The following is a 21,254-nucleotide window of genomic DNA, read 5'->3' as shown; positions in this document are numbered from 1 at the left end:
CCTCATTCTTCCTTGATCGTATTCAAGATAAAGACGGTATTGGTCCGTGCAATGCTGTGCCGGGCCTTCAAGGTATCGGTGATGAACGTCTCCAGCTCGGAGAGATCGGCCAGGGCGACCTTCAAGAGGTAGTCGTATTCGCCTGCGATGTGGTGACATTCCAGCACAGAGGGGACTTCGAGCATGCTTTGGCGAAACCGGGGGAGATCGGCCGAAGCGGTCAGTTGGACGGAGATCAGTACCTGAATGTGCTGCCCTGCTGCTTTGCGATTCAGCTTTACGGTAAATCGGTCAATGATCTGGTTCTTCTCCAGCCTGCGGATTCGTTCGGAGACGGCGGGCACGGAGAGGTGAACCGCTTTGCTTATATCGGAGCTGGAGATGCGGCTGTTGGCCTTCAGCAGCTCCACAATTTGGTGATCAATCGCATCCATTGTGCATCCCATCCTTTAAGAGAATTATATCGATTTCATTAGAAAAGAATAGACTTCTCTTGAAATGCAATCATTCTTTAAGTGATAGAAGCAAAATGCTTATGATCTTTAACTTCAACTTATCTATAGGTGAGCTCGGCTTAAAAAGAAAAGGGAATGATGAGGCGCTCGCTACCGCCTTCAAAAACAAAAGAACCGTTCCCGAGAAGGCAGGAGCCTGCCGGAAGACGGTCTTTGTTACGCTCGGATGAGCACCTTACAGCTTTCGAATGGGGGTCACCAGCGCGATGACCACCTCCACGCACTTGGCTGCTGCGGCCAAAACAAAGACAGCCCGGGGATCGCCCCATTCGGCCATCGCCGCCCCGACCATCGCTCCCGCCGGCATGGCCAGGCGGGTCAAGACACGGGAGAAGCCGAGCACGCGCCCGATCATGTCGGAAGGGATGGTCTCCTGGCGGACGGAGGTGACAATCGTATTCCAGGCGACGTTGCAGATCGTGACCGCGCAAAAGGCGATGCCCGGAGCCAGCCAGAACCGGCTGGCGGAAGCGAAGAGGAAGCCGCCCGCCCCGAAGGCCAGCAGCAGGGGAATCAGGCGGCCGCGGCGAATTCGCTTCTCCAGCGGAACCGCCAGCAGGCTGCCGATGATGCCGCCGAATCCGAGCAGCGTGTAGTTCATGCTGCTCTGGTGCGAGCTAAGCTGCAGGGTGTTCAGCAAATAGAACATTAGCACGCCGAAGGCGGCGCTGTAGCCGAAATTGCCGATCATCGCCTGCAGGGAGAAGGCCAGGTTCGTTCTGGAGCGAATCAGCCAACGAAAGCCCTCTTGGATGTCGCGAACGATCTGCGAGAGGCTGGACGCTGGCTTCGGCTGCCCCAGGCTCTGCAGGAGCAGGAGGACGACAAGCGTTCCGGCGAAGGAGACGACATCCAGCCATAGCGTGTTGAACCCGCCGACTGCCGCAATGACCGCGCCGGCGACCAGCGGCCCAGCCAGGTCCGCGAGCTGGTTGGTCAGCTGGTACGAGGCGTTGGCCTTGGTCAAGCGGCCGGGAGCAAGCACGGGAATGATGGCGACCGTGGACACGTCGAAGAGGAGCGAGAGCACGGTGAGCACGAAGCTGACTGCGTACAGATGCCAAAGCTGAAGCGCCCCCGCCATATGCAGGAGGGGAATCGTCGCGATCAGCAGAGCCCGCAGGACATCGGTTCGGATCATGAGCTTTCGTCGATCCCAGCGGTCCACGAGGCTTCCCGCAATCGGCCCGAAGAGGACGATCGGCAGCACGCTCACCGCATACATGGAGCCCATCACAATGCTCGACTCCGTCAATTCGTAGGAAATCCACGGAATGGCAAAGGAATAGAGCGAGTCGCCCAATCGCGAAACGAACATGCCGATCAAGAAGCGCAGGTAGGGCCACGGTAAATCGGAATCGGAGTTTTTTGCCATAAGAAACCTGTTATCACCTCATCTTATTGGGGGAGAACTTGATGATCCATCGCGTCCAGTCGCGGAGCATTTCTATAAGAAAATTATACAGACTCCCATATAAATGGATAGATTCTACGAGAAAGTCAATCATTCTTTATGTTTTTGATGGATTTACTTAAATCTTTTTAGTAGCGATTTAGGGATGAATGGGTTCTCTTTAAAAAGGAAAGACCGTCCCGAAGAAGACGACGCCGTCGATCTAGCAGATCTTCTTATTGCGGGAACGAGAAGTTGTCTGCGAATATCAAGGGGTAAGGCAAGTTTACCTTGAGCCAAACGTGTTCTATCTTGAAGAACGCGGCCTCACTATCATGGAAGCGTGGCAGAAAGCTTTCAAGACCGTGAGGCGGACGATGACAAACGGAGTGATTCGACGATATTTTGCGACGGCGGCGGTTGGCCTGGAGCCGATTTTAGCCGAGGAAATCAAGGAGCTTGGGTCTGACCTGCAGGAGGTCATGATCCAGCGGGGTAAGGTTTTCTTTCAGATGAAAAGGCCGTGGAACGAGCTGCTGCGGCTTCGCTGTGCGGACAATGTGTACCGCGTCATCGGCCGGATCACGCTCGGCAAGCAGCGGGCGGACTTGGCTCGTCTTGCGGAGTTCCTGGACCGGGTTCCATGGCGGAATCTGGCGGAGGAGGGAATGGACAACTCGCGAGGCATTCACGTGAGCGCCAGCCGGAAGGGAACGCATGCCTTCAGTCGGTTCGAGCTGATGGATCAGATGGCGGCATCCTTGCGAAAAAGAGGCTTCGTTTGTCCATCCACAAAAGAGGGGGCCCTGCAGCTTCGAGCGGATCTCGTAGAGGAAGAGTGCATCCTCTCCATGAAGCTGACGGATGCGGCGTTTCGCTACCGGAGGGCGGAGCGGGTTTTTGTGAGCGGAGGAATTCGGCCGACGGTGGCCGCCGCTCTCGTGCTCATCAGCAAACCGTGCCGAACGGATGTGGTGTACGATCCGTTTTGCGGAGCGGGGACCATCACGGAGGAGCGGGCATCCTATCCAGCGAGGCGAATTCTGGCGAGCGACTGGGATGAGGAACGGGTGAGGCTTGCAGAAGCGAATGGAATGGGGAAGTACATCGTCTTTTGCGCCGATGCGCGGAATACTCCGTCCGCTCCAGCCAGCGTCGATGCGCTGATTTCAAACCCACCCTGGAACCGTCAGGTAGCTGTTGCGGATGTGGGGAGCTTGTATGCGGATTTTCTTCGAGAAGCCGACCGCATCCTGAAGCCCACGGGGCGGATGGTTCTGCTCACGGATTGTCATGAGGAGCTTGCCGCTGCGGCGGAGGAATGTGGATTTGACCTGACACCGCGGTATCCACTCAGTTTGCATGGCCTTCATCCTATTATCTATGAACTTCGAAAGGATAGATCCAAATGAACTATGGTAGCACCCAAATAGCCCAGGAATACGCAAAGCGGGGGGCGCTTGAGGAGTGGCTGCAGCTCTTTCTGCGCAATGACGGGGGAAACGTCCCGTTTGCCGACGGGCTAATGCTTGAAAAGCGGTATTACGCCGGACCCATTGTGGTGCCTGACATCTCGGTGTTCGGGGTAGAAGAGGGAGCGCCTTCTTATTTGACGAAGGAGAATGACATCGAGTGGTTCTTTCAAATTGTGGACCGGATGAAGGGAATCATGGGAGACTGGGATTATCCGCCCCTCATCGTGAATTATGCGGATGGGCAATTTGAAATCAACGACGGCCGGCACCGTCACGTCGCTCTCCGCCAACTGAATCGACTCGAAGCGCCCGTCATCTTCTGGACGAGTTCGGAGGCGGATCACCGGGCGGTCGTGGAGAGGTTTTTCTCCTCACCCGTTTGAGGGAGAATGGATGAACAAGCTGTTTCGTGCAGTACCCCATATGCAACACCTGGAACTGGAATAATGGTAAACTAACATCATCAGACAACCATAGGCGGTGAACGAACGAATGAAACGAAAGTTTTTCCTTTACTCCGGCTTCCTTATGATTGCATTAGTCTTCATTATCAGCTTTAGAAATGACGGGGCTTTACATAAGGGACTGGATTCTGTTCGTGTAGTTGAAACAATGCAACCAATTAACGATACGGAAATGAATTTTCTATTTAAAGTAGCAATAAAAAACCAGACGGATGCAGACTTAACCATTGAATGGGTAGAACCTGTGTTTCAAGGTGTTATTGCAAAGAAGTTGGAAAACGTAGATTTAAAGCAACAAGCATCTAACGTCCTTAAGAACAACGAAATGATCATTGCTAATGAGGTGAAATTTCTATATCAACAGGGGGAGACATACGAAACGGGCAATAATATTGCAGGCGTAAATATTAAGCTAATGAATGGAAAGACACTATATATTGAGGTTTGAACAACGGCTAACGGGAGACGATCGTGTGGAATCACATGGGTGTTGGCACGAATGCCAATCTCCTTGCCCATGGAACCGGTTTTCTTGAGAAAAGAAACAGGCAGAGGAATCATAAGGATAATGGAGAGAGCTTCTATTTCACCTAGAGGCTCTTTTTGCTAGAGGTTCTTTTGGAAGATTAGCCCAAAGGGAGGTTTGTAGAAGCTTGACGGAGGAAGGAAAGCCCCTTTCGTCGAATTTCCCTTTGCTGCGAATAGATCGCAGTTCCTTTCGGGTTGCTTCTTGACTTTGACACCGTGTCGTCGATTACCCTCGAGATGAGAAGGGAGGGGCAAAGGGATGGACTTGCAAACCATTAGCACGGTATCCCAGCACTTTGGGATCTCTACGCGCATGCTGCGTTATTACGAACAGATCGGACTGATCGAAAGTCTACGCAAAGAGGATTATTCCTATCGGATGTACGATGAGAAGGCCCTGAAGCGATTGCAGCAAATTATCATCCTTCGGAAGCTGCGTGTCCCGGTCAAGCAGATCGGCACGATCCTGAACAACCCGGATGCTGCGACCGCGATTGAGGTCTTTCAGGAAAACATCAACGAGCTCGATCAGGAAATTGAGGCTTTGTCGACCATCCGCGCTGTGTTGGATCGGTTCGTACGGGAATTGCAGGCGAAGGCGAACATTCCGTTTCGTCTGGGTGCGCTGGAGGATGAAGCCGTGCTTGTCTTGACCGCCTCCTTGTCCTTCTCCAAAAATCATCTCAAGGAGGACAAAATGATGGAGGAATTGAACAAAGCGACGGAAAAGGTAACCAAACTGACCGATGTGAGGATCATCTATCTTCCGCCGATGACAGTGGCGTCCAGCCATTCGTTCGGGGAAGGCTGTGAGGATCGCGCGGCAAGCGTACTGGAGACCTTCGTTCACGAAACAGGGCTGCTCAAGAGCAAGCCGGACATTCGGCATTTTGGCTTCAACAACCCCGTTCACCAAGGCGCTCTCGGCTCGTCATCCACCGGTTACGAAATGTGGATCTCCATCCCAGAGGACATGGAGGTACCCGCTCCCCTGAAGAAACTTCAGTTTCATGGCGGGTTATATGCGGCGCACGCCATCACGTTCGGGAACTTTGATCATTGGGGCTTGCTCTATGAGTGGGTTAAGAACAACGAGCTGTACACAAGCGACTGGGGCTCCGTACGCTGTACCCCGCACGCCGAAGAGATGGACTGGGCGATGGAAGAGCAATTGAACTATTTGACGAACAGCCAAAACCCGAATTTCGATTTTAACACCATGCAGATGGATCTGCTGTTCCCGATAAGGGCGAAATGAGCACTCGCGATGACTTTGGACCCTTCTTGACAAAATCTAGTGGGTGATTGATGCTAGATAGAGGAGAGAGATACGGAAAGGAAGGTTCATGGGAGCGTTGGTGCGAATGCCAAGCTCCCATGAAATCCCTGGGTCCTTCGCACCTCAAATTTTGTCGGAAACGGACGAAAAAGCTTTATATCAGTATTTGTCAAGCTTGTTTTTATAGAAAAAGCAGATGGAAGAAGCGAGAAAGTGGGCTTACTCATGCCTGAAATGCATGGGTGGGGCACTTTTTCGCCGTCGCACTCCGTATGGAGTGCGTGGATTGAAATAATTATCACAAGGAAAAACGACGATAGTTGACGAGTCGCACTCCGTATGGAGTGCGTGGATTGAAATGACAAAGTGACGAGGAATGGACCGCATCCTTTGCGTCGCACTCCGTATGGAGTGCGTGGATTGAAATCAAACCCTTTACCGTTCGAGTGGATCGTGGCTGGCTGTCGCACTCCGTATGGAGTGCGTGGATTGAAATACCAGCCCATAGGTGAGGATTATTGCGATATATGCAGTCGCACTCCGTATGGAGTGCGTGGATTGAAATCCGAATGCGGTTATCGATCATGCTAGGCCTGTGAGTCGCACTCCGTATGGAGTGCGTGGATTGAAATACACCGAAGGTCCGGGCGACCGGGGAAAAGCTAAAGTCGCACTCCGTATGGAGTGCGTGGATTGAAATAGGAATTGAAAAACGTTGCTAAAATCATAGTAGCAGTCGCACTCCGTATGGAGTGCGTGGATTGAAATAACATGCCGCATTTTGCGCAATGGTCCGCATTAAAGTCGCACTCCGTATGGAGTGCGTGGATTGAAATATATGAGTTACGTCAGAATCAAGCTGAAAGAAATGTCGCACTCCGTATGGAGTGCGTGGATTGAAATCACTGTTCGGGACTCGATCAAGGTTTACTGTAAGGTCGCACTCCGTATGGAGTACGCGGATTGAAATAAGCAGAGTACAATGCCGCGTTAAAAAACCAAGTCGTACCCCGTACTGGATACGTGGATTAAATTCGTAGCGGAGCAGGTCGTTTCCGTCCAGCGTCCCGTCGCACCCCGTATGGGGTATGTGTGATTGCAAAAGGATCACCCCGCCACTACTTCCTTCTTGTAAGGAAGTTAAATTTGTGATAGCCAAGCCTCTATGTTCACCGAGAGGCTTTTTTCTGTATAGACCTTTGGAGATTTGTAGTTTGGAAGAGGAATAAATTTACTTTTGTCGAAAAAGGTTACAAATAATCCGATTTCTTTGGTGGCCAGAGTAGATCGAGCTTAATTCAGGTGAAGATGGGGGCTTGGATGTGACAGCAGACAGGGAGTACATCGCCCATATCCGGCAATCGGATGGGAAAGCGCAGACGGTGGTTGAACATCTGGAGGCTGTTCGTGAAGGTTGTGAAGTGTTCGGTCAGAAGATCGGAGCCGCTCATCTCGCGGGCATGGCTGGACTTCTCCATGACATGGGCAAGAATACAAATTCCTTTCGAGAGTACATAAGCAAAGCGGTAGAAAACCCGAATCATCCTCCGGCCAAGGGCTCTGTTGATCACTCGACGGCGGGAGGCAAGTGGATTTATGAACGCTACCACTCCTTGAAAACCAGTGAAGATAAGATTGTGGCAGAATGGATTGCCAATTGTGTAATCTCCCACCATCAGGGGTTGAGAGACTACTTTTCCCCGGAAGGGGAGTCCCCCTTTCTCGATAGAGTGGTGAAGAAACGGGAGGGAATGGAGGAGTATGGACAAGCCGTAGCGGCCTTCTTAACTGAGTGGCCTATTCCCATGCTGGATGATTATTATGGACATGCCAAAAAGGAGCTCCGTCAACTGGCTGCACGAAGGAAGAAAATGAAATTGTCTGAATTTTCATTTTCCCTATTGATAAAATACATCTTTAGTTGCCTGATTGATGCGGATCGGACGGATAGCCGTCAATTTGAAGAGGGGCGAAGGGAAGGTTGGAGCCGAGACCATTCTCCTTTTTTTCAGCGAAGCTATGAGGCGTTGCTTCAACACCTGGAGGCTAAAAACAAGGGGGATCATGCCGAGCATCCCATTAATCAGTTGAGAAGGAGCATGTCGGAGGCATGCGATCGGTTCGCTTCAAATCCATCTGGCATCTATACCTTATCGATCCCAACAGGTGGCGGAAAGACATTGGCCAGCTTGCGGTATGCTTTGAAGCATGCAGTGGAGCATGGCAAAGAGCGCATTATTTACATTGTTCCCTATACCACCGTCATTGAGCAGAACGCCAGTGAAATCCGAAGTATTCTGAACGAGGATGATCAGATTCTGGAGCATCATTCGAATGTCATCGATCAGTTTGATCCGGTTTCTTCAGCGAAAGACTACGATCTCGCAAAGGAGAGACTGAGCCTTGCGCGGGACAACTGGGATCGCCCCTTGATTTTTTACGACAATGGTTCAATTCCTAAACTCTTTTTATGCAAAAGGGACCCGAAACGCCCGACGATTGCATCGTTTGACCAATGCGGTGATTGCTTTTGACGAGGTCCAGTCTGTCCCTTCTCATTGCATTTCCCTTTTCAACGAGGCGCTAAATTTTCTTCATTCCTATGGGAATTCGTGCTTGGTTCTCTGCACAGCAACTCAACCTGCTCTTGATTATGTCAACAAAAAGCTGCTCCTGTCTCCAGATGGAGAAATTATGGGGGAGGATGCGGCAAAGGTTCACCAGAGTCCAGCTTTTCAACGGGTTCATCTTGAACTGGCTCCTGTTTTGTCGGAGAAACTCTGGACCACGTCGGATGTGGCCGACTTCTTATGCAGTCGAATGAACGATTCTGAGGATAATGTGAACAGTATATTGGTTATTCACAACACCAAATCAGCAGCAAGAAAGCTATACACTCAGTTGAAAAAGGAAGAGTGGGTGCAGGATCAAGGAATCCAGCTGTACCACCTGAGCACGAGCATGTGCCCTGCCCATCGGAAGGATACGCTGGACGAGGTGCGTAAGGGACTGATAGAGCACAAACCAATCATTTGCATTAGCACGCAGCTTATCGAGGCGGGAGTGGACATCAGCTTCCAATGCGTGCTCCGTTCTCTGGCTGGATTGGACTCCATTGCACAGGCAGCCGGTCGCTGCAATCGCCATGGGGAGGTGGAGTCTCGCAATGTCTACGTCTTTCGTTCTGCGGAGGAAAACCTGTCGAGGCTGAAGGAAATTGAGGCAGCGGGAGCGGTTACGTGTCGATTGCTTCGGGAGGTTCAAAGAGATCCTCAGCGATTTGGAGGAAATCTGCTCTCACAGGAAGCCATGCGGCAGTATTTTGAGTATGTTTATTACCAATTAGACAATAGCCAAGGTTTAGATTATCTCCTAAAGGATAAAGGAACTCTTTATGAGCTGTTGGATCGAAATCGTAAGAATAAGGATTATTATCGAAACAAGCACGGCCACCAGCCAGATCTTTATTGGGCTCCCGCCTGGGCTACGGCAGAGGAGCACTTTGAAGTCATCAGCAATTCGACAAGGTCGGTTCTGGTTCCCTACCATGATGAAGCTGGAAAGAGTGAAGCCGACAGGGTGATTGCCGATCTGAATGGAGCGGACCGACCGGAGAAGCTGGGGGAACTCCTACGGGAAGCGCAACAGTATGTGGTTAACCTCTACGAATATGAATGGCAAGAATTGAGTCAAGGTGGGTATTTGCATCCGCTTCTGCACGGGAATTGTTGGGTGTTGCTGGAACAAGCCTACTCCAAAAACTACGGCATCGATTTGAAGGGAGAAGGGGCGGAGACAAGCTTTGCGGGGGCGTAAAGGGAGAGAACCGGCTTGCCGATAAGCGGCGGGCCGGTTCTCCACACATGCACACAATTCTTTCTATAGCTACGGGTTTCAATCCACACACTCTTATGAAAGTGTGACAATTATATTAAATTTACCATTATGTTAGCAAAAACAACAGGGATTTTTTTCAATTAAAAGGATTGAAAATGGAAGTTTTCTGGAGTAAAATTATACTATAACAAGGTAAAGATACAAAATATTATATAGCTACGGGAACTAATGGAGGTGATACAGTTTGCAGGTTGGATTTCGCGTTTCACTTGATTTCAAGGTCGAGAAGGTAGCTAAGAATGTAGGGAAACCAGATTCATCCAAGAGAGAACCATCAGCGCCTACTGCAAAGAAAACCATCATTCAGTCTACTACTCGTCTCGAAACCGAATAGACGAAGAAAGGAGGCAACACGTTGAGCCGCGACATCCAGAGGAAGTGGCTGAAACACAGAGGGGCGTGTCTTCTATTCTCCATTCAAGGATTTTTTGAAAAGAGATTTGAGCGGAGAATAGAAGGCACGCTCGCGGTTCACTTACCTTCAACCCGCAACACGGATATACCCGATAGGATCGTAACAACCGTTGCTTGAATCGGTCTGAGGAGGAGCGATCATTGAGAAATCAAATCGAGTTTGAAGTATGGGGAAGCTACGCCTTATTCACGGACCCTTTAACCAAGCTGGGTGGAGAGAAGCTGACCTATCAGGTTCCCACCTATCAGGCGATCAAGGGGATTGTCGAAAGCATTTACTGGAAACCCACGATCATCTGGCATGTAGATGCGGTTCGAATCATGAACGTTATTCAAACGGAGTCGAAGGGAATGCGTCCCATCGAGTACAATGGCGGGAATTCCCTTGCCTATTACACGTATTTGAGGGATGTGCGCTATCAAGTTAGCGCTCATTTCGAGTTCAACCTCAATCGGCCAGAGTTGGTAGCCGATCGCAATGAACACAAGCATCACAACATTGCCAAACGCTGTGTGCAAGCGGGAGGGCGGCGGGATATATTCCTGGGGACGCGTGAATGCCAAGGATATGTGGAGCCCTGCGAGTTTGGGTCGGGAGACGGCTTCTATGACAACATCCCAGAGGTTAGCTTCGGAACAATGGTTCATGGAATCTCCTATGCCGATGAAACCGAATCGGGAGAACGAGTGGGCCGATTGTGGCCCGTCACGATGGAGCGAGGCTACATCAAGTTTCGACGTCCGGAGGAGTGCACCATGACTCGAAGCTTAGGGCCAGGGACTCTTAAGCCCTTTACCATGGATACTCTGCAAAAAGCGGACGAGCTGTACTCCGATTTTTTTCCGGAAGGGGGGCTCTAGGTGAGCTGGCTCGCAAAGCTGAAGCAGACTTACGAAGAGAACGACGATCAATATGTCGGGAAATTTGAACGAAATCGCTTTGACAGTGAGTATACGCTCATTCCGGTTGCCCATACGACCCAGAGCGCACACATCGAAATCGTCTTGGATGCAAAAGGCGAGCTGCAACTCGCATCAATTGTGGACAAGGCAGATGCCACCACCATTATTCCGTGTACCGAGGATTCGGCGAGCCGGACGAGCAGTCCGGTTCCCTACCCGTTGTTCGACAAGCTGATGTACGTTGCGGGTGATTATGCGGAATATGTGGATGGAGCAAAAGAAAACACCTACGCTCTCTATATGGAACAGTTGCGTGGCTGGTGCGAGTCTCCGCAGGCTCACTCAAAGGTGAACAGTGTCTATGCTTATTTGCAAAAAGGTTGCCTGATCGGGGATTTGGTGAAGCGAGAGATTCTTTGGCTAGGGGAAGACGGCAAGCTCTTGACCAAGTGGAACAAGGATGCGGAAGCCCAGTACGGAGAGAAGAAACGAATTTTTCAGGTTCTGGCGGGGGATCAGCAAGCGGCTTTCGTGCGATTTCTTGTGGAGATTCCTGGTGATCCAGAGCCGCGCCTATGGCGTGATCGATCGGTTCAAGAGGCGTTTATTCAGTACTCCGAACGGCAACAGGTAGAGAAAGACCTGTGTTATATAACTGGGGAATGGCTTCCTTGCGTAGACAAACACGCTTCCCGCATTCGTAGCTCGGGGGACAAGGCAAAGCTAATCTCCTCGAACGATAGCGCAGGCTTTACGTATCGGGGGCGGTTTTCCACTAGCCGGGAAGCGGCAGCCATTAGTTTTGTCGCTTCTCAAAAGGCTCATAATGCCTTGAAATGGTTGATTGAACGGCAAGGGATTAATATGGGCGGACGGGTCTTCGTATTATGGGGAACGGATCAAGTCGATGCTCCCCCGCTCCATGTAAGCTCACAAGAGTTGGTTTCGACTGTAAAGGGGGAGGACGAAGACGACGATCTCTTTACTCTGTCGGAGGAGGAAGGGACAGGTGACAAAACTCATCAAGCCTTTGCGAGGCAACTAGGCAAGGCATTGAATGGCTATCGTTATGATGGAACTTATGAAGCGGAAGTGATCCTGCTCGTTCTGGATGCAGCTACGCTAGGCCGGATGGCGGTCGTGTACTATCGCGATATGAACAAAGAGCTGTTCCTGAAACAACTTGAGAAATGGCATACTTCCTGTGCGTGGCTTCATCCTTACTACGATAAGGAGCAGAAGAAGAATCGGACCTTCTATGGAGCGCCGGCTACTCGGGATATAGCGAATGCGACTTACGGATTCAAAGCGGATGATAAGATCGTCAAGGGTTTTTTGGAACGCATGCTGCCTAGTATTGTAGACGGACGCGAAATTCCAAGAGACATCGTTCGCAGCTTGATAAACCGGGCTTCAAATCCGGTGGGAATGGAAGGCTGGGAGTGGGAACGGACATTAAGTGTCGCTTGTGCGGTCATCCGCAAGGAGCATGAAAAGGAGGGGTATCAATTGGGCTTGGATACTACGAATGAGGATCGAAGCTACTTGTTTGGCCGAATGCTGGCCATCGCCGATGTTCTAGAGCGTTCCGCACTTTCCCGGGAAGATGGCAGAGCAACTAACGCTATCCGCTACATGAGCGCCTTTTCTCGCCACCCGGCGCGCACCTGGAATATCATCCAAACGGCTTTGCAGCCTTATCAGGCAAGAATGGGCGCGCGAGCCATATACCATAGCCGCTTGCTGGACGAAGTGGGTTCCATGCTTAAACCGGAGGAATACACAGATAGTCCGCTCACGGGCAAATACTTGCTTGGGTTCTACAGTCAGCGTCATGCTCTCTATCAGAAGAAGGCCAAAGAAACGGGTAAACCGGAAGACACGCTTGATTCCACTACCGAAGAGGAGGAAAACTAAAATGAGTACGCTCGACCATAAAATCGATTTCGCTGTTGTGCTGTCCGTGAAGAACGCCAATCCGAACGGGGACCCCTTGAATGGCAACCGCCCACGTCAAAACTATGACGGACATGGCGAAATCTCCGACGTCTGCTTGAAGCGAAAGATTCGCAACCGCCTGCAAGATAACGGAGAGGCCATTCTCGTTCAGTCGGATGATCGCCGCAACGATGCGTTCCAAAGCATCAAGGATCGGGTAGTTGGGAATGCGGAGGTGCAGGAGTTTTACTCCGGGAAAAAGCAAAACAGCGACCTCTTCGCGCGCGCTGCCTGCGAAGCCTGGATGGATGTGCGCAGTTTTGGGCAGGTTTTCGCGTTCTCCTCTAAGGATGACAAAGGAAAAGGCGTATCCGTCGGCGTGCGCGGCCCGGTATCTCTCCATACCGCAGTTAGTATTGACCCGATCGACATTTCCAGCATGCAGATTACCAAGAGCGTCAACTCGGAGACATCGGACAAGCGCGGTTCGGACACCATGGGGATGAAGCATCGCGTGGACTTTGGGGTTTACAAGTTCTATGGAAGCATTAACACCCAACTGGCGGAGAAGACGGGCTTTACTAACGAGGACGCGGACAAGGTTCGCGAAGCCCTCATCAGCCTTTTTGAAAATGATGTGTCGTCTGCTCGTCCTGATGGAACCATGGAGATTCATAAGGTGTACTGGTGGGAGCACAACTCGAAGCTGGGGCAATACTCGTCGGCCAAGGTTCATCATTCTCTGTCCGTCAAGAAGAAGGAGGAGGGAAATGAACCTCGGAGTATCAATGATTACGAGATTTCCTTGACGCCGCTCGAAGGGCTGGCGGTTCGGGAATATGACGGACTATAAAGAAGAGGACTTCCTTCAGCTGTCCGGCATTCAGCATTTTCGCTTTTGCCGAAGACAATGGGCACTCATCCATATTGAACAACAGTGGGAGGAAAACGTCCGCACCGTAGAGGGAGGATACGTTCATGAAATTGCGGACCAACCTTTCTTGCGGGAAAAGCGCGGGGATCGCCTGATTGTACGGGCACTCCCCGTGCACTCCCGGCAGCTCGGTATTAGTGGTGTCTGTGATGTGGTCGAGTTTATCCAGAATGATCGTGGTGTTCCACTGACGGGGGAGAAGGGGCACTTTCTCCCTGTTCCGGTTGAATACAAGCGCGGCAAGCCCAAGCGGGATGAGTCCGATCGGTCGCAACTCATCGCCCAACTGATGTGTCTGGAGGAAATGTTGGCTTGTGAGCTGTCAGTCGGGTATTTTTTCTATAACGAGATCAAGCACCGCGTCGAGGTGCAGGTGACGGAAGAAGACAAAGAACGTACTCGAGCGGCCCTACGAGAAATGCACCAGTACTATGATCGAAGATATACGCCCAAAGCATCTACAGGCCCGCATTGCAAGAGTTGCTCTCTTAACCAGCTCTGTCTACCCAATCTCCCGGAACGCCGTACCGTGGCTAGCTATCTGGAAAGCAGGTTATCGGAATGAAAAAGCTGCTGAATACGCTCTACATAACAACCCCAGAGGTCTATCTCTCTTTGGATGGCGAGAATGTGGTCGTGAAGCAGGAGGAGACCATTCTGAAAAGGTTTCCCTTGCTCAATTTTGAAGCAATCTGCACGTATGGCTACGCCGGAGTAAGCCCCAGGCTGATGGGAGCATGTGCGGAGCGCGGGATTGCATTAACCTTTTTTACACGGAACGGTCGATATTTGGCTCGAGTGATCGGAGAAGATCGGGGAAATGTGGTTCTGCGCAAGGAGCAATACCGTCGGTCGAATGATGAACGGCAGAGCGCTCTTCTCGCCCGCAACATGATTGCCGGGAAGCTCTACAACAGTAAATGGATATTGGAACGCGCCACTCGCGATCATCCCCTGCGAATCGATGTGGACCGATTCAAGCGAATATCTTCTTCGCTCACCGATACCTTGACGATCATTCGACAGGTGGAGGACTTGGAAGTACTTCGCGGCTTGGAGGGGACGGCGGCAGCTCAATACTTTGCTGTGTTTGATGAGCTGATTTTGCAGCAAAAGGACGAGTTTTTCTTTCAAGGCCGAAGCCGCCGTCCTCCACTGGATAAAGTGAACGCTTTGCTGTCATTTTGCTATGCGCTCATGGCGAACGACATGAAGTCTGCTCTGGAGGGTGTTGGACTAGATGCTTATGTAGGGTTCCTTCATCGGGATCGTCCGGGGCGTGCGTCTTTAGCTCTCGATATGATGGAGGAGTTGCGAGGCATCTATGTGGATCGGTTTGTGTTGGGCCTGATCAACAAGAAGCTGGTATCGGGCAGCGGTTTTTTGGTCAAGGAGACGGGAGCCGTGGTGATGGATGACGATACCCGCAAGCAGGTTTTGAAGCTGTGGCAAGAGAAGAAGCAGGAGACGATCGTGCACCCTTACCTGGGAGAAAAGATCGCTTGGGGGTTGGTTCCTCATGCTCAAGCTTTACTGCTTGCCCGTCATCTACGCGGCGATCTGGACGAGTATCCGCCGTTCTTGTGGAAGTGAGGAGGAGATCAAGTGCTGGTTCTGGTAACGTATGATGTCAGCACGACCGATGCTGCCGGGCGGAGAAGACTGAACCAGGTAGCGAAGAAGTGCTTGGCTTACGGGCAACGGGTGCAGAATTCGGTTTTTGAATGCACCATTGATCAAACTCAGTATGTGAAGCTAAAGCACGAACTGAAGGAACTGATCGATGAAGACAAAGACAGCCTGCGTCTATATAACCTCGGAGACAAATACAAAAGCAAGGTTGAACATATCGGGAGCAAGCCTGCTTTTGATATGGAGGGACCGATCATCTTGTAGGTGCGAATGCCAAGCTCCCATGAAAACCCCGGCTCCTTCGCACCTCAGAATTTGTCGAAATCGGATGAAAAACCTTTATTTTCAATTTTGTCAAGTGATGATGCATATTTTATTGGATTGGTTTATTGCAGAATTTGCTCGGATTGATGCCGAGCCAGCATGGGTCAGAACGATTTTTGCCGTCGCACCTCGTATGAGGTGCGTGGATTGAAATCAAATCGCTGGCCGTGCCGGAAACGAAGCTGTCGTCGCACCTCGTATGAGGTGCGTGGATTGAAATACCACACAGCGTCAAATGCACCACTGGAAAATCAGTCGCACCTCGTATGAGGTGCGTGGATTGAAATCTTATACAGCACCGCGAGAGCAAACTCTATCTCGTCGCACCTCGTATGAGGTGCGTGGATTGAAATGATTTGGATAGATTCCCGCGCCTCTTGCTGGTAGGGTCGCACCTCGTATGAGGTGCGTGGATTGAAATGCGACCAGCTGCTAAGCCGAGGCTCTCCACCGAAGGGTCGCACCTCGTATGAGGTGCGTGGATTGAAATACCTCCTTGATAGGATCAAACGAAGGGTAAACTGTGTCGCACCTCGTATGAGGTGCGTGGATTGAAATACCAGCCTTGGGCGACTCTGATCGCCTTGGGAGAGTCGCACCTCGTATGAGGTGCGTGGATTGAAATATCACCGAACCCCACACGATCCCATCAACTGGCGGTCGCACCTCGTATGAGGTGCGTGGATTGAAATTCAAGCGCACGTTGACGCGCGCGCTTTGCACGGCGTCGCACATCGTATGAGGTGCGTGTATTGAAATGAGGAGTACTTGGGGTTAAAAAAGAGCAGGAGGGGTTGCTTATTTCGAAAGTAAAGAAAAGGGTCAGCATACCATGAGTATGCAAAGGTTATTGAAAAAAGCCTTCGTAAAATTGATGAGGGAGACCTCGATCTTTAAGGCTTACAGAGCAGTGATTTCAATCGCTACTTTTTGTTTTGACACAAGGGGGAGAGGTTTCATTCGTTGATTTGATAAACATCGACATGCTGATTGGGTTAAAATAACATTGAGAAAAATGAAGGAGGATGCTGATGCAAGTTAGTATTTATGCGATCTTAATACTGGGTTCATTACTAGTTGGAGTACTTTTTATTGCGAAAGGTTTACTCTTACTAAAGAGGGATAAAAAGAACTCCGATGTAATATACAATTTGGTAATGGGGTTCATTTTGATGTGTGCATTCCCTTTGTTAATTGGTTTTCTTAACTTGTTACAATAAAAAGCTGTACTAAGTGTAGTGGGAGCCTACCTGCACTTAGTACAGCTCTTTTTTAATGAACCTCAGGGTAGATGTTTACTGATTGTGCAACATTTGTGACGGTTGTAAGCTCTTGTCCTGCCACAACTAGTCTTTGAGTGATAATGCCACCATAGTTTACAGTAACATAACCACCATTTATCGTGAAGTTGAAATACATTGGAGCGTAAGTAGTGTTAGCATAGGCACCGCTTGTAATGTTCGCATAACCGTTGAACGAATTTACTCTCACGTTACCAATTGTACCGTCAGAGTAATGCCTTGTTGTAACACTCATTGTGAAATAGACTGAAATTTTGTCCCTTGTCTCTGCGCCATTATATCCATAGGTGTAGTCTTTGTATTCTGCTGGCGGGACATACGTAGGGGAGACATGCCCAGAATCGATTTGCGGTGCAAGTTGATTCTCAGCAATAGGTTCTTTTTTGAGAAAGTGATTTTCTGGATCAAGAATAGCAGCAGCTTCATCTAGTGATTGTGCTGTATAGACGCTAGAATCATCCGCTTTCTTGACAGAAACAGAGCTACCACTGGCTTCTAATGCGGCGATTAATTCGTCAATGGTTTTATACTTTCCTTTGTAGAAATCCGCTGATTCATTGGTGAATACCCCTTTTGCATCAATTTTTGTTGATGCTTCTGCAAATGAAGTTGATGCAAGGGATAGCAATAAGATCACTGCTAGGAAAAGAGATGCTATTTTTTTCATGGTTTCCTCCTTATTCTTATTCGACCAGTCGATGGATAAAACATACATCAATTTCCACGAAAAGGGAATTAGGTGAAAAACATGAATGACTCGTGTTATCCCATAAAACCAGCGGAAAGCTTCAATTTACGCTTGTATTCTCTTGTTTTTGAAAATAATGAGTTTGTAATGTTCAGCATATGTTAGTGGGAAAAATAAAGTCCAAACCATCGGAATTTATCTCTCATGTGACTTGGGACTGCTGCGTTTACAAACTTACATAGAAAAATCGTTTTCGGCAATGAGCACCAACCGATTGCAAGACTAGGCCCAATAACCCATTTTGCGTAAGAAAGTAGAAGAATCATTCTAATTACTATAGTATAAAACTGGAAAGAGGGGGATTTAACGAAGCGGAGATAGCCGTAGGACTGATTCTTAAGGGCAATCTTTGGGTAATTCACATAACCGATTATGCCAATTTATTGGCTTAGCGGGGAAGCATGTAAGCCGCTCTGTTTTCCAACTGTGCATAAGAAGTAAAAACTTTTCAGAATAGGAGAACAAGGATGGAGAACCAAGATCCAGATACATATCGCTTTCAAGTAAACTTAAGCGGAATGATCAACATTTTGTCTAACCATTTGTACAGCAACCCGAAGGTGTTCTTGCGAGAGCTGCTGCAAAATGGCATAGACGCGATCACCGCACGGCAAGCGTATTCTCCCGATGGATACGAAGGCAAGATTCATATCGAGGTAAGCGGGACCTCCACCGGGGCCACTCTGCTAGTAGAAGATAACGGGATCGGGTTAAACGAGGCAGAGATCCATGAGTTTCTGGCGATGATCGGGCAATCCTCGAAGCGGGGCGAAGACTTTCTCTCGACCAACACCTCCTTTATCGGACGGTTTGGCATCGGGCTCTTGTCCTGCTTTATGGTGAGCGACGATATTGTCATGGTCACGCAATCCGCCAAGGGCGGGCCGGCGCTGGAATGGCGCGGGAAGCCGGACGGGACGTATACGATTCGCAAGCTGGAGGGAGCACACGCTCCGGGAACCAAGGTTTATTTGCGCTGCAAAGAAGGCTCCGAGTCTTACTTTGAAGAGGGCAATCTGCAAGAGTGGCTGTTCCATTACGGGGCTCTGCTGCCTTATCCTATCCATTTGGCGTCCGCCCACACCACCCGCTTGATTAATCCGCCATCTCCGCCTTGGGTAAAAGAACCGCAGCTGGCCCGGAGGCACCGTGACGAGGTGCTGGCCTTCGGCAAGCAAGTGCTCGGGGAGACGTTCCGTGACTTCATCCCCCTGCAAACCTCCTCGGGTCGGACGGGAGGCATTGCCTTCATCCTGCCGCAGGCGGTGAACCTCAATGCCAAGCGCAATCACCGGGTGTACTTGAAGCACATGCTGGTATCCGAAGCCGCCAGCAATGTTCTGCCGGACTGGGCCTTTTTCGTAAAATGCCTGATCTGGACCGACGAGCTGCAGCCCACCGCTTCCCGGGAGCATTTCTATGAGAACGCACAGCTGGAGCAGGTGCGGGAAGAGCTGGGGCAAGCCATTCGGCAGGAATTGATGCGGATGGCGGAGTACGACCCGGATCGCTTGAAGGCAATCATTCTGCTGCATGCCTTGTCCATGAAGGCACTCGCGGTGGAAGACCGGCCGTTCTATTCCATCATTCACGAGTGGCTGCCGTTCGAGAGCACGTTTGGCACGAAGTCATTGGGCGAGCTGAAGCAGCACAACCCCATCTATTTCACCGCCACCTTGGATGAGTACCGCCAGATTACGCATGTGGCTTCGGCCCAATCCATGCTGGTGGTGAACGGCGGGTATGTCTATGATGCCGAACTGCTGTCCCGGCTGCCGCTGGTTGACCCGGTCGTGCAGACCGAGCGTTTGCTGCCGGAGGAGGTGTCGCTATCCTTTACCGACATTACACCGGAAGAGCGGCTCCGCTACTATGAGTCCGTCCGATTGGCGGACAGTGTGCTACAGAAGTTTCGCTGTCAGGTGCAGCTTCGCAACTTCAAGCCGGAGGAGATTCCGGTTCTCTATACGCTGTCCCAGGAATCCGCTCATCTGCGGTTATTGGAGGCGACCAAAGAAGTGAGCACCGACGCCCTGTCCTCGGTTCTGGGCAGCCTGGGCGCAACGCTAAAGGATACGGCGTACGCGACCCTGTACTTCAACCTGAACAACCCCGTCGTCGAGCGGGTATTCCATCCAGCGCACAAGGCGATGCTGCCTTCGGCTGTAGAGATGCTGTACTGCAACGCGCTGATGATGGGCCATTATCCGATGAGCCGCCAGGAGATGGCGCTTCTGAACAAGGGCATCATTCAATTTATCGATTGGGGCATGACGGCCCGTCACACAGCGGGAGGAGAAGAATAGATGAACCATACCGAGATGGATTTTGAAGAGTTGATGGACGAAGCCTATGACCTGCCGGGAGGCAAGGCCAAGCTGGAGCTGCTGGAGCAAGCGGTTCGAGTGGCGGACGCTGCAGGAGATCTCGATCAGGGCTTCGAGGCTCGCAGCGAAATCGTGGAGACGGGCAGCTTCCACGGCTATCCGATGAAGGCGCTGATCGCCTTTTCCTGGCAACTGGGGCAGTATGACAAAAACCCGGATCGGTTCGATGATTACAGCCTGCTGTGGTCCTACAAGTGGGTTCTGGACCGCATCACGGCCTTCGCGGACATCAGCCGCGCCCAGATCGAGAACCTGCTCGAAGACATGAAGACCCGCTATGCGGCCGCAGGCTACAGCAGTCGCTCCTATCACTATTACAGGGCGCACATCTTCGCGGAGTTCGGGGAGCTGGAAGCGTCTCAGGCGGAGTGGGACATCGTCCAGACCATGGACCGCGATGAGATGAGCGATTGTCCGGCCTGCGAGCAAAATCGCCTTGTCGAGTTTCTGGCGAAGCGGGGAGACGACGAAGGGACCGTGAAGGCGGCAGAGCCGATTCTGAAGGGCAAAATGAGCTGCGGCGAAGTGCCTCATGTGACCATTACGAAGGTGCTGTTCCCTCTCCTGCGATTGGATCGTCAGAAGGAAGCGGATAAGCTTCAGAAGAAGGGCTACAAATTGGTAAAAGGGAACCGCGACTTCCTGTTTCACCAGGGAGAGCATATCGGCTACCTGACCTTGACTGATCCGATTAAGGCGCTGGAGGTCTTTGAAGAGTATGTCGCATCCTCCATGGATCATGAAAATCCGGTCGATCAGATGATGTTCAACGCCTATTCGGCGAAGATGTTCCGCCGGTTGGCGCAGGAGTCGATCCACTTCCAGATCAAGCTTCCGGCAGGCCACCCGTGCGGGAACCAGTCCGAGGATGTAGAGGCGCTCGCGAAGCATTTCCAGCAAGCGGCCCTCGTCACAGCGGAAAAGCTGGATAAGCGAAACGGCAACGGTTATTATGCCGCGCTCCTGCAACGGTTGTAGGCTGTGTTCCAACGGCTACCCTAAAAGCGCCGCGGAAGAGAAAAAGAATAACCAGCCATCACGGCATGAGAACGAGAAGAGCAGTTCCCTCATCGGGAGCTGCTCTTCTTATGTGTGAGGGTCGTTATTGACAGCCCCTGGCTT

17 protein-coding genes and 2 CRISPR repeat arrays are annotated in these 21,254 nt (G+C 50.9%); of the genes, 14 read left to right on the top strand and 3 right to left on the bottom strand.

The genetic code is table 11. The features are described 5' to 3' along the window. Positions 1 to 2: 2 nt before the first annotated feature. The gene (locus AAFN83_RS14730; protein ID WP_347770649.1) at positions 3 to 434 is read right to left on the bottom strand and encodes an Lrp/AsnC family transcriptional regulator; all 432 of its coding nucleotides are present in this window, start codon (positions 432 to 434) and stop codon (positions 3 to 5) included. Between the two features lie 256 nt (positions 435 to 690). Further along, the gene (locus AAFN83_RS14725; protein ID WP_347770647.1) at positions 691 to 1,890 is read right to left on the bottom strand and encodes an MFS transporter; all 1,200 of its coding nucleotides are present in this window, start codon (positions 1,888 to 1,890) and stop codon (positions 691 to 693) included. Positions 1,891 to 2,285: 395 nt separating this feature from the next. On the opposite strand from AAFN83_RS14725, the gene AAFN83_RS14720 reads away from it, so the two are divergent. The 12 genes from AAFN83_RS14720 to cas2 all read left to right on the top strand — a co-directional run bounded on the left by AAFN83_RS14720 (position 2,286) and on the right by cas2 (position 15,636). Next, complete coding sequence (locus tag AAFN83_RS14720; RefSeq protein ID WP_347770645.1) at positions 2,286 to 3,320, top strand: methyltransferase; 1,035 nt, start codon at positions 2,286 to 2,288, stop codon at positions 3,318 to 3,320. Further along, positions 3,317 to 3,766, top strand: coding sequence for a hypothetical protein (locus AAFN83_RS14715; protein ID WP_347770643.1), 450 nt, complete (start codon positions 3,317 to 3,319; stop codon positions 3,764 to 3,766). The genes AAFN83_RS14720 and AAFN83_RS14715 overlap by 4 nt, the downstream gene beginning before the upstream one ends. Positions 3,767 to 3,875: 109 nt before the next feature. After that, on the top strand, positions 3,876 to 4,295 hold the full coding sequence (locus AAFN83_RS14710) for a hypothetical protein (RefSeq protein ID WP_347770641.1): 420 nt from the start codon (positions 3,876 to 3,878) through the stop codon (positions 4,293 to 4,295). Positions 4,296 to 4,634: 339 nt separating this feature from the next. After that, positions 4,635 to 5,633 carry a MerR family transcriptional regulator gene (locus AAFN83_RS14705; RefSeq protein ID WP_347770639.1) on the top strand — a complete coding sequence of 333 codons (999 nt, stop codon included), beginning with the start codon at positions 4,635 to 4,637 and terminating at the stop codon, positions 5,631 to 5,633. A 281-nt stretch (positions 5,634 to 5,914) separates the two neighbouring features. Next, positions 5,915 to 6,624: direct repeats of the CRISPR family, unit length 33 nt; unit sequence GTCGCACTCCGTATGGAGTGCGTGGATTGAAAT. A 412-nt stretch (positions 6,625 to 7,036) separates the two neighbouring features. After that, positions 7,037 to 8,188, top strand: a complete 1,152-nt coding sequence (locus AAFN83_RS14700) for a CRISPR-associated endonuclease Cas3'' (RefSeq protein WP_347770637.1) — start codon at positions 7,037 to 7,039, stop codon at positions 8,186 to 8,188. Between the two features lie 160 nt (positions 8,189 to 8,348). After that, complete coding sequence (locus AAFN83_RS14695) at positions 8,349 to 9,470, top strand: helicase-related protein (protein WP_347770635.1); 1,122 nt, start codon at positions 8,349 to 8,351, stop codon at positions 9,468 to 9,470. 636 nt (positions 9,471 to 10,106) lie between these two features. Further along, entirely contained in the window at positions 10,107 to 10,826 is a 720-nt protein-coding gene (gene cas5c / locus AAFN83_RS14690) for a type I-C CRISPR-associated protein Cas5c (protein WP_347770633.1), read from the top strand. Beyond that, positions 10,827 to 12,785, top strand: a complete 1,959-nt coding sequence (gene cas8c, locus AAFN83_RS14685) for a type I-C CRISPR-associated protein Cas8c/Csd1 (protein WP_347770631.1) — start codon at positions 10,827 to 10,829, stop codon at positions 12,783 to 12,785. It abuts the gene before it with no gap. 1 nt (position 12,786) lies between these two features. After that, on the top strand, positions 12,787 to 13,659 hold the full coding sequence (cas7c, locus tag AAFN83_RS14680) for a type I-C CRISPR-associated protein Cas7/Csd2 (protein WP_347770629.1): 873 nt from the start codon (positions 12,787 to 12,789) through the stop codon (positions 13,657 to 13,659). Next, positions 13,646 to 14,305 carry a CRISPR-associated protein Cas4 gene (gene cas4, locus AAFN83_RS14675; protein WP_347770627.1) on the top strand — a complete coding sequence of 220 codons (660 nt, stop codon included), beginning with the start codon at positions 13,646 to 13,648 and terminating at the stop codon, positions 14,303 to 14,305. The genes cas7c and cas4 overlap by 14 nt, the downstream gene beginning before the upstream one ends. Continuing rightward, on the top strand, positions 14,302 to 15,333 hold the full coding sequence (cas1c, locus tag AAFN83_RS14670; protein WP_347770625.1) for a type I-C CRISPR-associated endonuclease Cas1c: 1,032 nt from the start codon (positions 14,302 to 14,304) through the stop codon (positions 15,331 to 15,333). The genes cas4 and cas1c overlap by 4 nt, the downstream gene beginning before the upstream one ends. Before the next feature lie 12 nt (positions 15,334 to 15,345). Further along, positions 15,346 to 15,636 (top strand): CRISPR-associated endonuclease Cas2, encoded by a 291-nt coding sequence (cas2, locus tag AAFN83_RS14665; RefSeq protein WP_347770623.1) that lies wholly within the window; start codon positions 15,346 to 15,348, stop codon positions 15,634 to 15,636. Positions 15,637 to 15,817: 181 nt separating this feature from the next. Next, positions 15,818 to 16,455: direct repeats of the CRISPR family, unit length 33 nt; unit sequence GTCGCACCTCGTATGAGGTGCGTGGATTGAAAT. A 513-nt stretch (positions 16,456 to 16,968) separates the two neighbouring features. Here cas2 and AAFN83_RS14660 read toward each other — a convergent pair. Beyond that, positions 16,969 to 17,664, bottom strand: a complete 696-nt coding sequence (locus AAFN83_RS14660) for a hypothetical protein (protein WP_347770621.1) — start codon at positions 17,662 to 17,664, stop codon at positions 16,969 to 16,971. Between the two features lie 548 nt (positions 17,665 to 18,212). Between AAFN83_RS14660 and AAFN83_RS14655 the strand changes: the two genes are divergently transcribed. Together AAFN83_RS14655 and AAFN83_RS14650 are read left to right on the top strand one after the other, a co-directional pair. Beyond that, entirely contained in the window at positions 18,213 to 20,051 is a 1,839-nt protein-coding gene (locus AAFN83_RS14655; RefSeq protein ID WP_347770619.1) for an HSP90 family protein, read from the top strand. Then, positions 20,052 to 21,110 carry a hypothetical protein gene (locus AAFN83_RS14650; RefSeq protein ID WP_347770617.1) on the top strand — a complete coding sequence of 353 codons (1,059 nt, stop codon included), beginning with the start codon at positions 20,052 to 20,054 and terminating at the stop codon, positions 21,108 to 21,110. Positions 21,111 to 21,254: the final 144 nt, after the last annotated feature.

Origin of the sequence: Gorillibacterium sp. CAU 1737 (assembly GCF_039888655.1) — a bacterium.
GTDB lineage: Bacteria > Bacillota > Bacilli > Paenibacillales > NBRC-103111 > Gorillibacterium.
The sequence above is the reverse complement of the archived record's forward strand: the minus strand, read 5'-3'. Positions and strand labels throughout refer to the sequence as shown.

Bases quoted from the DNA above. Each gene is read 5' to 3' on its own strand.
- AAFN83_RS14730 (WP_347770649.1), bottom strand. From the start codon at position 434: ATGGATGCGATTGATCACCAAATTGTGGAGCTGCTGAAGGCCAACAGC.
- AAFN83_RS14725 (WP_347770647.1), bottom strand. From the start codon at position 1,890: ATGGCAAAAAACTCCGATTCCGATTTACCGTGGCCCTACCTGCGCTTC.
- AAFN83_RS14720 (WP_347770645.1), top strand. From the start codon at position 2,286: ATGACAAACGGAGTGATTCGACGATATTTTGCGACGGCGGCGGTTGGC.
- AAFN83_RS14715 (WP_347770643.1), top strand. From the start codon at position 3,317: ATGAACTATGGTAGCACCCAAATAGCCCAGGAATACGCAAAGCGGGGG.
- AAFN83_RS14710 (WP_347770641.1), top strand. From the start codon at position 3,876: ATGAAACGAAAGTTTTTCCTTTACTCCGGCTTCCTTATGATTGCATTA.
- AAFN83_RS14705 (WP_347770639.1), top strand. From the start codon at position 4,635: ATGGACTTGCAAACCATTAGCACGGTATCCCAGCACTTTGGGATCTCT.
- AAFN83_RS14695 (WP_347770635.1), top strand. From the start codon at position 8,349: ATGGGGGAGGATGCGGCAAAGGTTCACCAGAGTCCAGCTTTTCAACGG.
- cas7c (WP_347770629.1), top strand. From the start codon at position 12,787: ATGAGTACGCTCGACCATAAAATCGATTTCGCTGTTGTGCTGTCCGTG.
- cas4 (WP_347770627.1), top strand. From the start codon at position 13,646: ATGACGGACTATAAAGAAGAGGACTTCCTTCAGCTGTCCGGCATTCAG.
- cas1c (WP_347770625.1), top strand. From the start codon at position 14,302: ATGAAAAAGCTGCTGAATACGCTCTACATAACAACCCCAGAGGTCTAT.
- AAFN83_RS14660 (WP_347770621.1), bottom strand. From the start codon at position 17,664: ATGAAAAAAATAGCATCTCTTTTCCTAGCAGTGATCTTATTGCTATCC.
- AAFN83_RS14655 (WP_347770619.1), top strand. From the start codon at position 18,213: ATGGAGAACCAAGATCCAGATACATATCGCTTTCAAGTAAACTTAAGC.
- AAFN83_RS14650 (WP_347770617.1), top strand. From the start codon at position 20,052: ATGAACCATACCGAGATGGATTTTGAAGAGTTGATGGACGAAGCCTAT.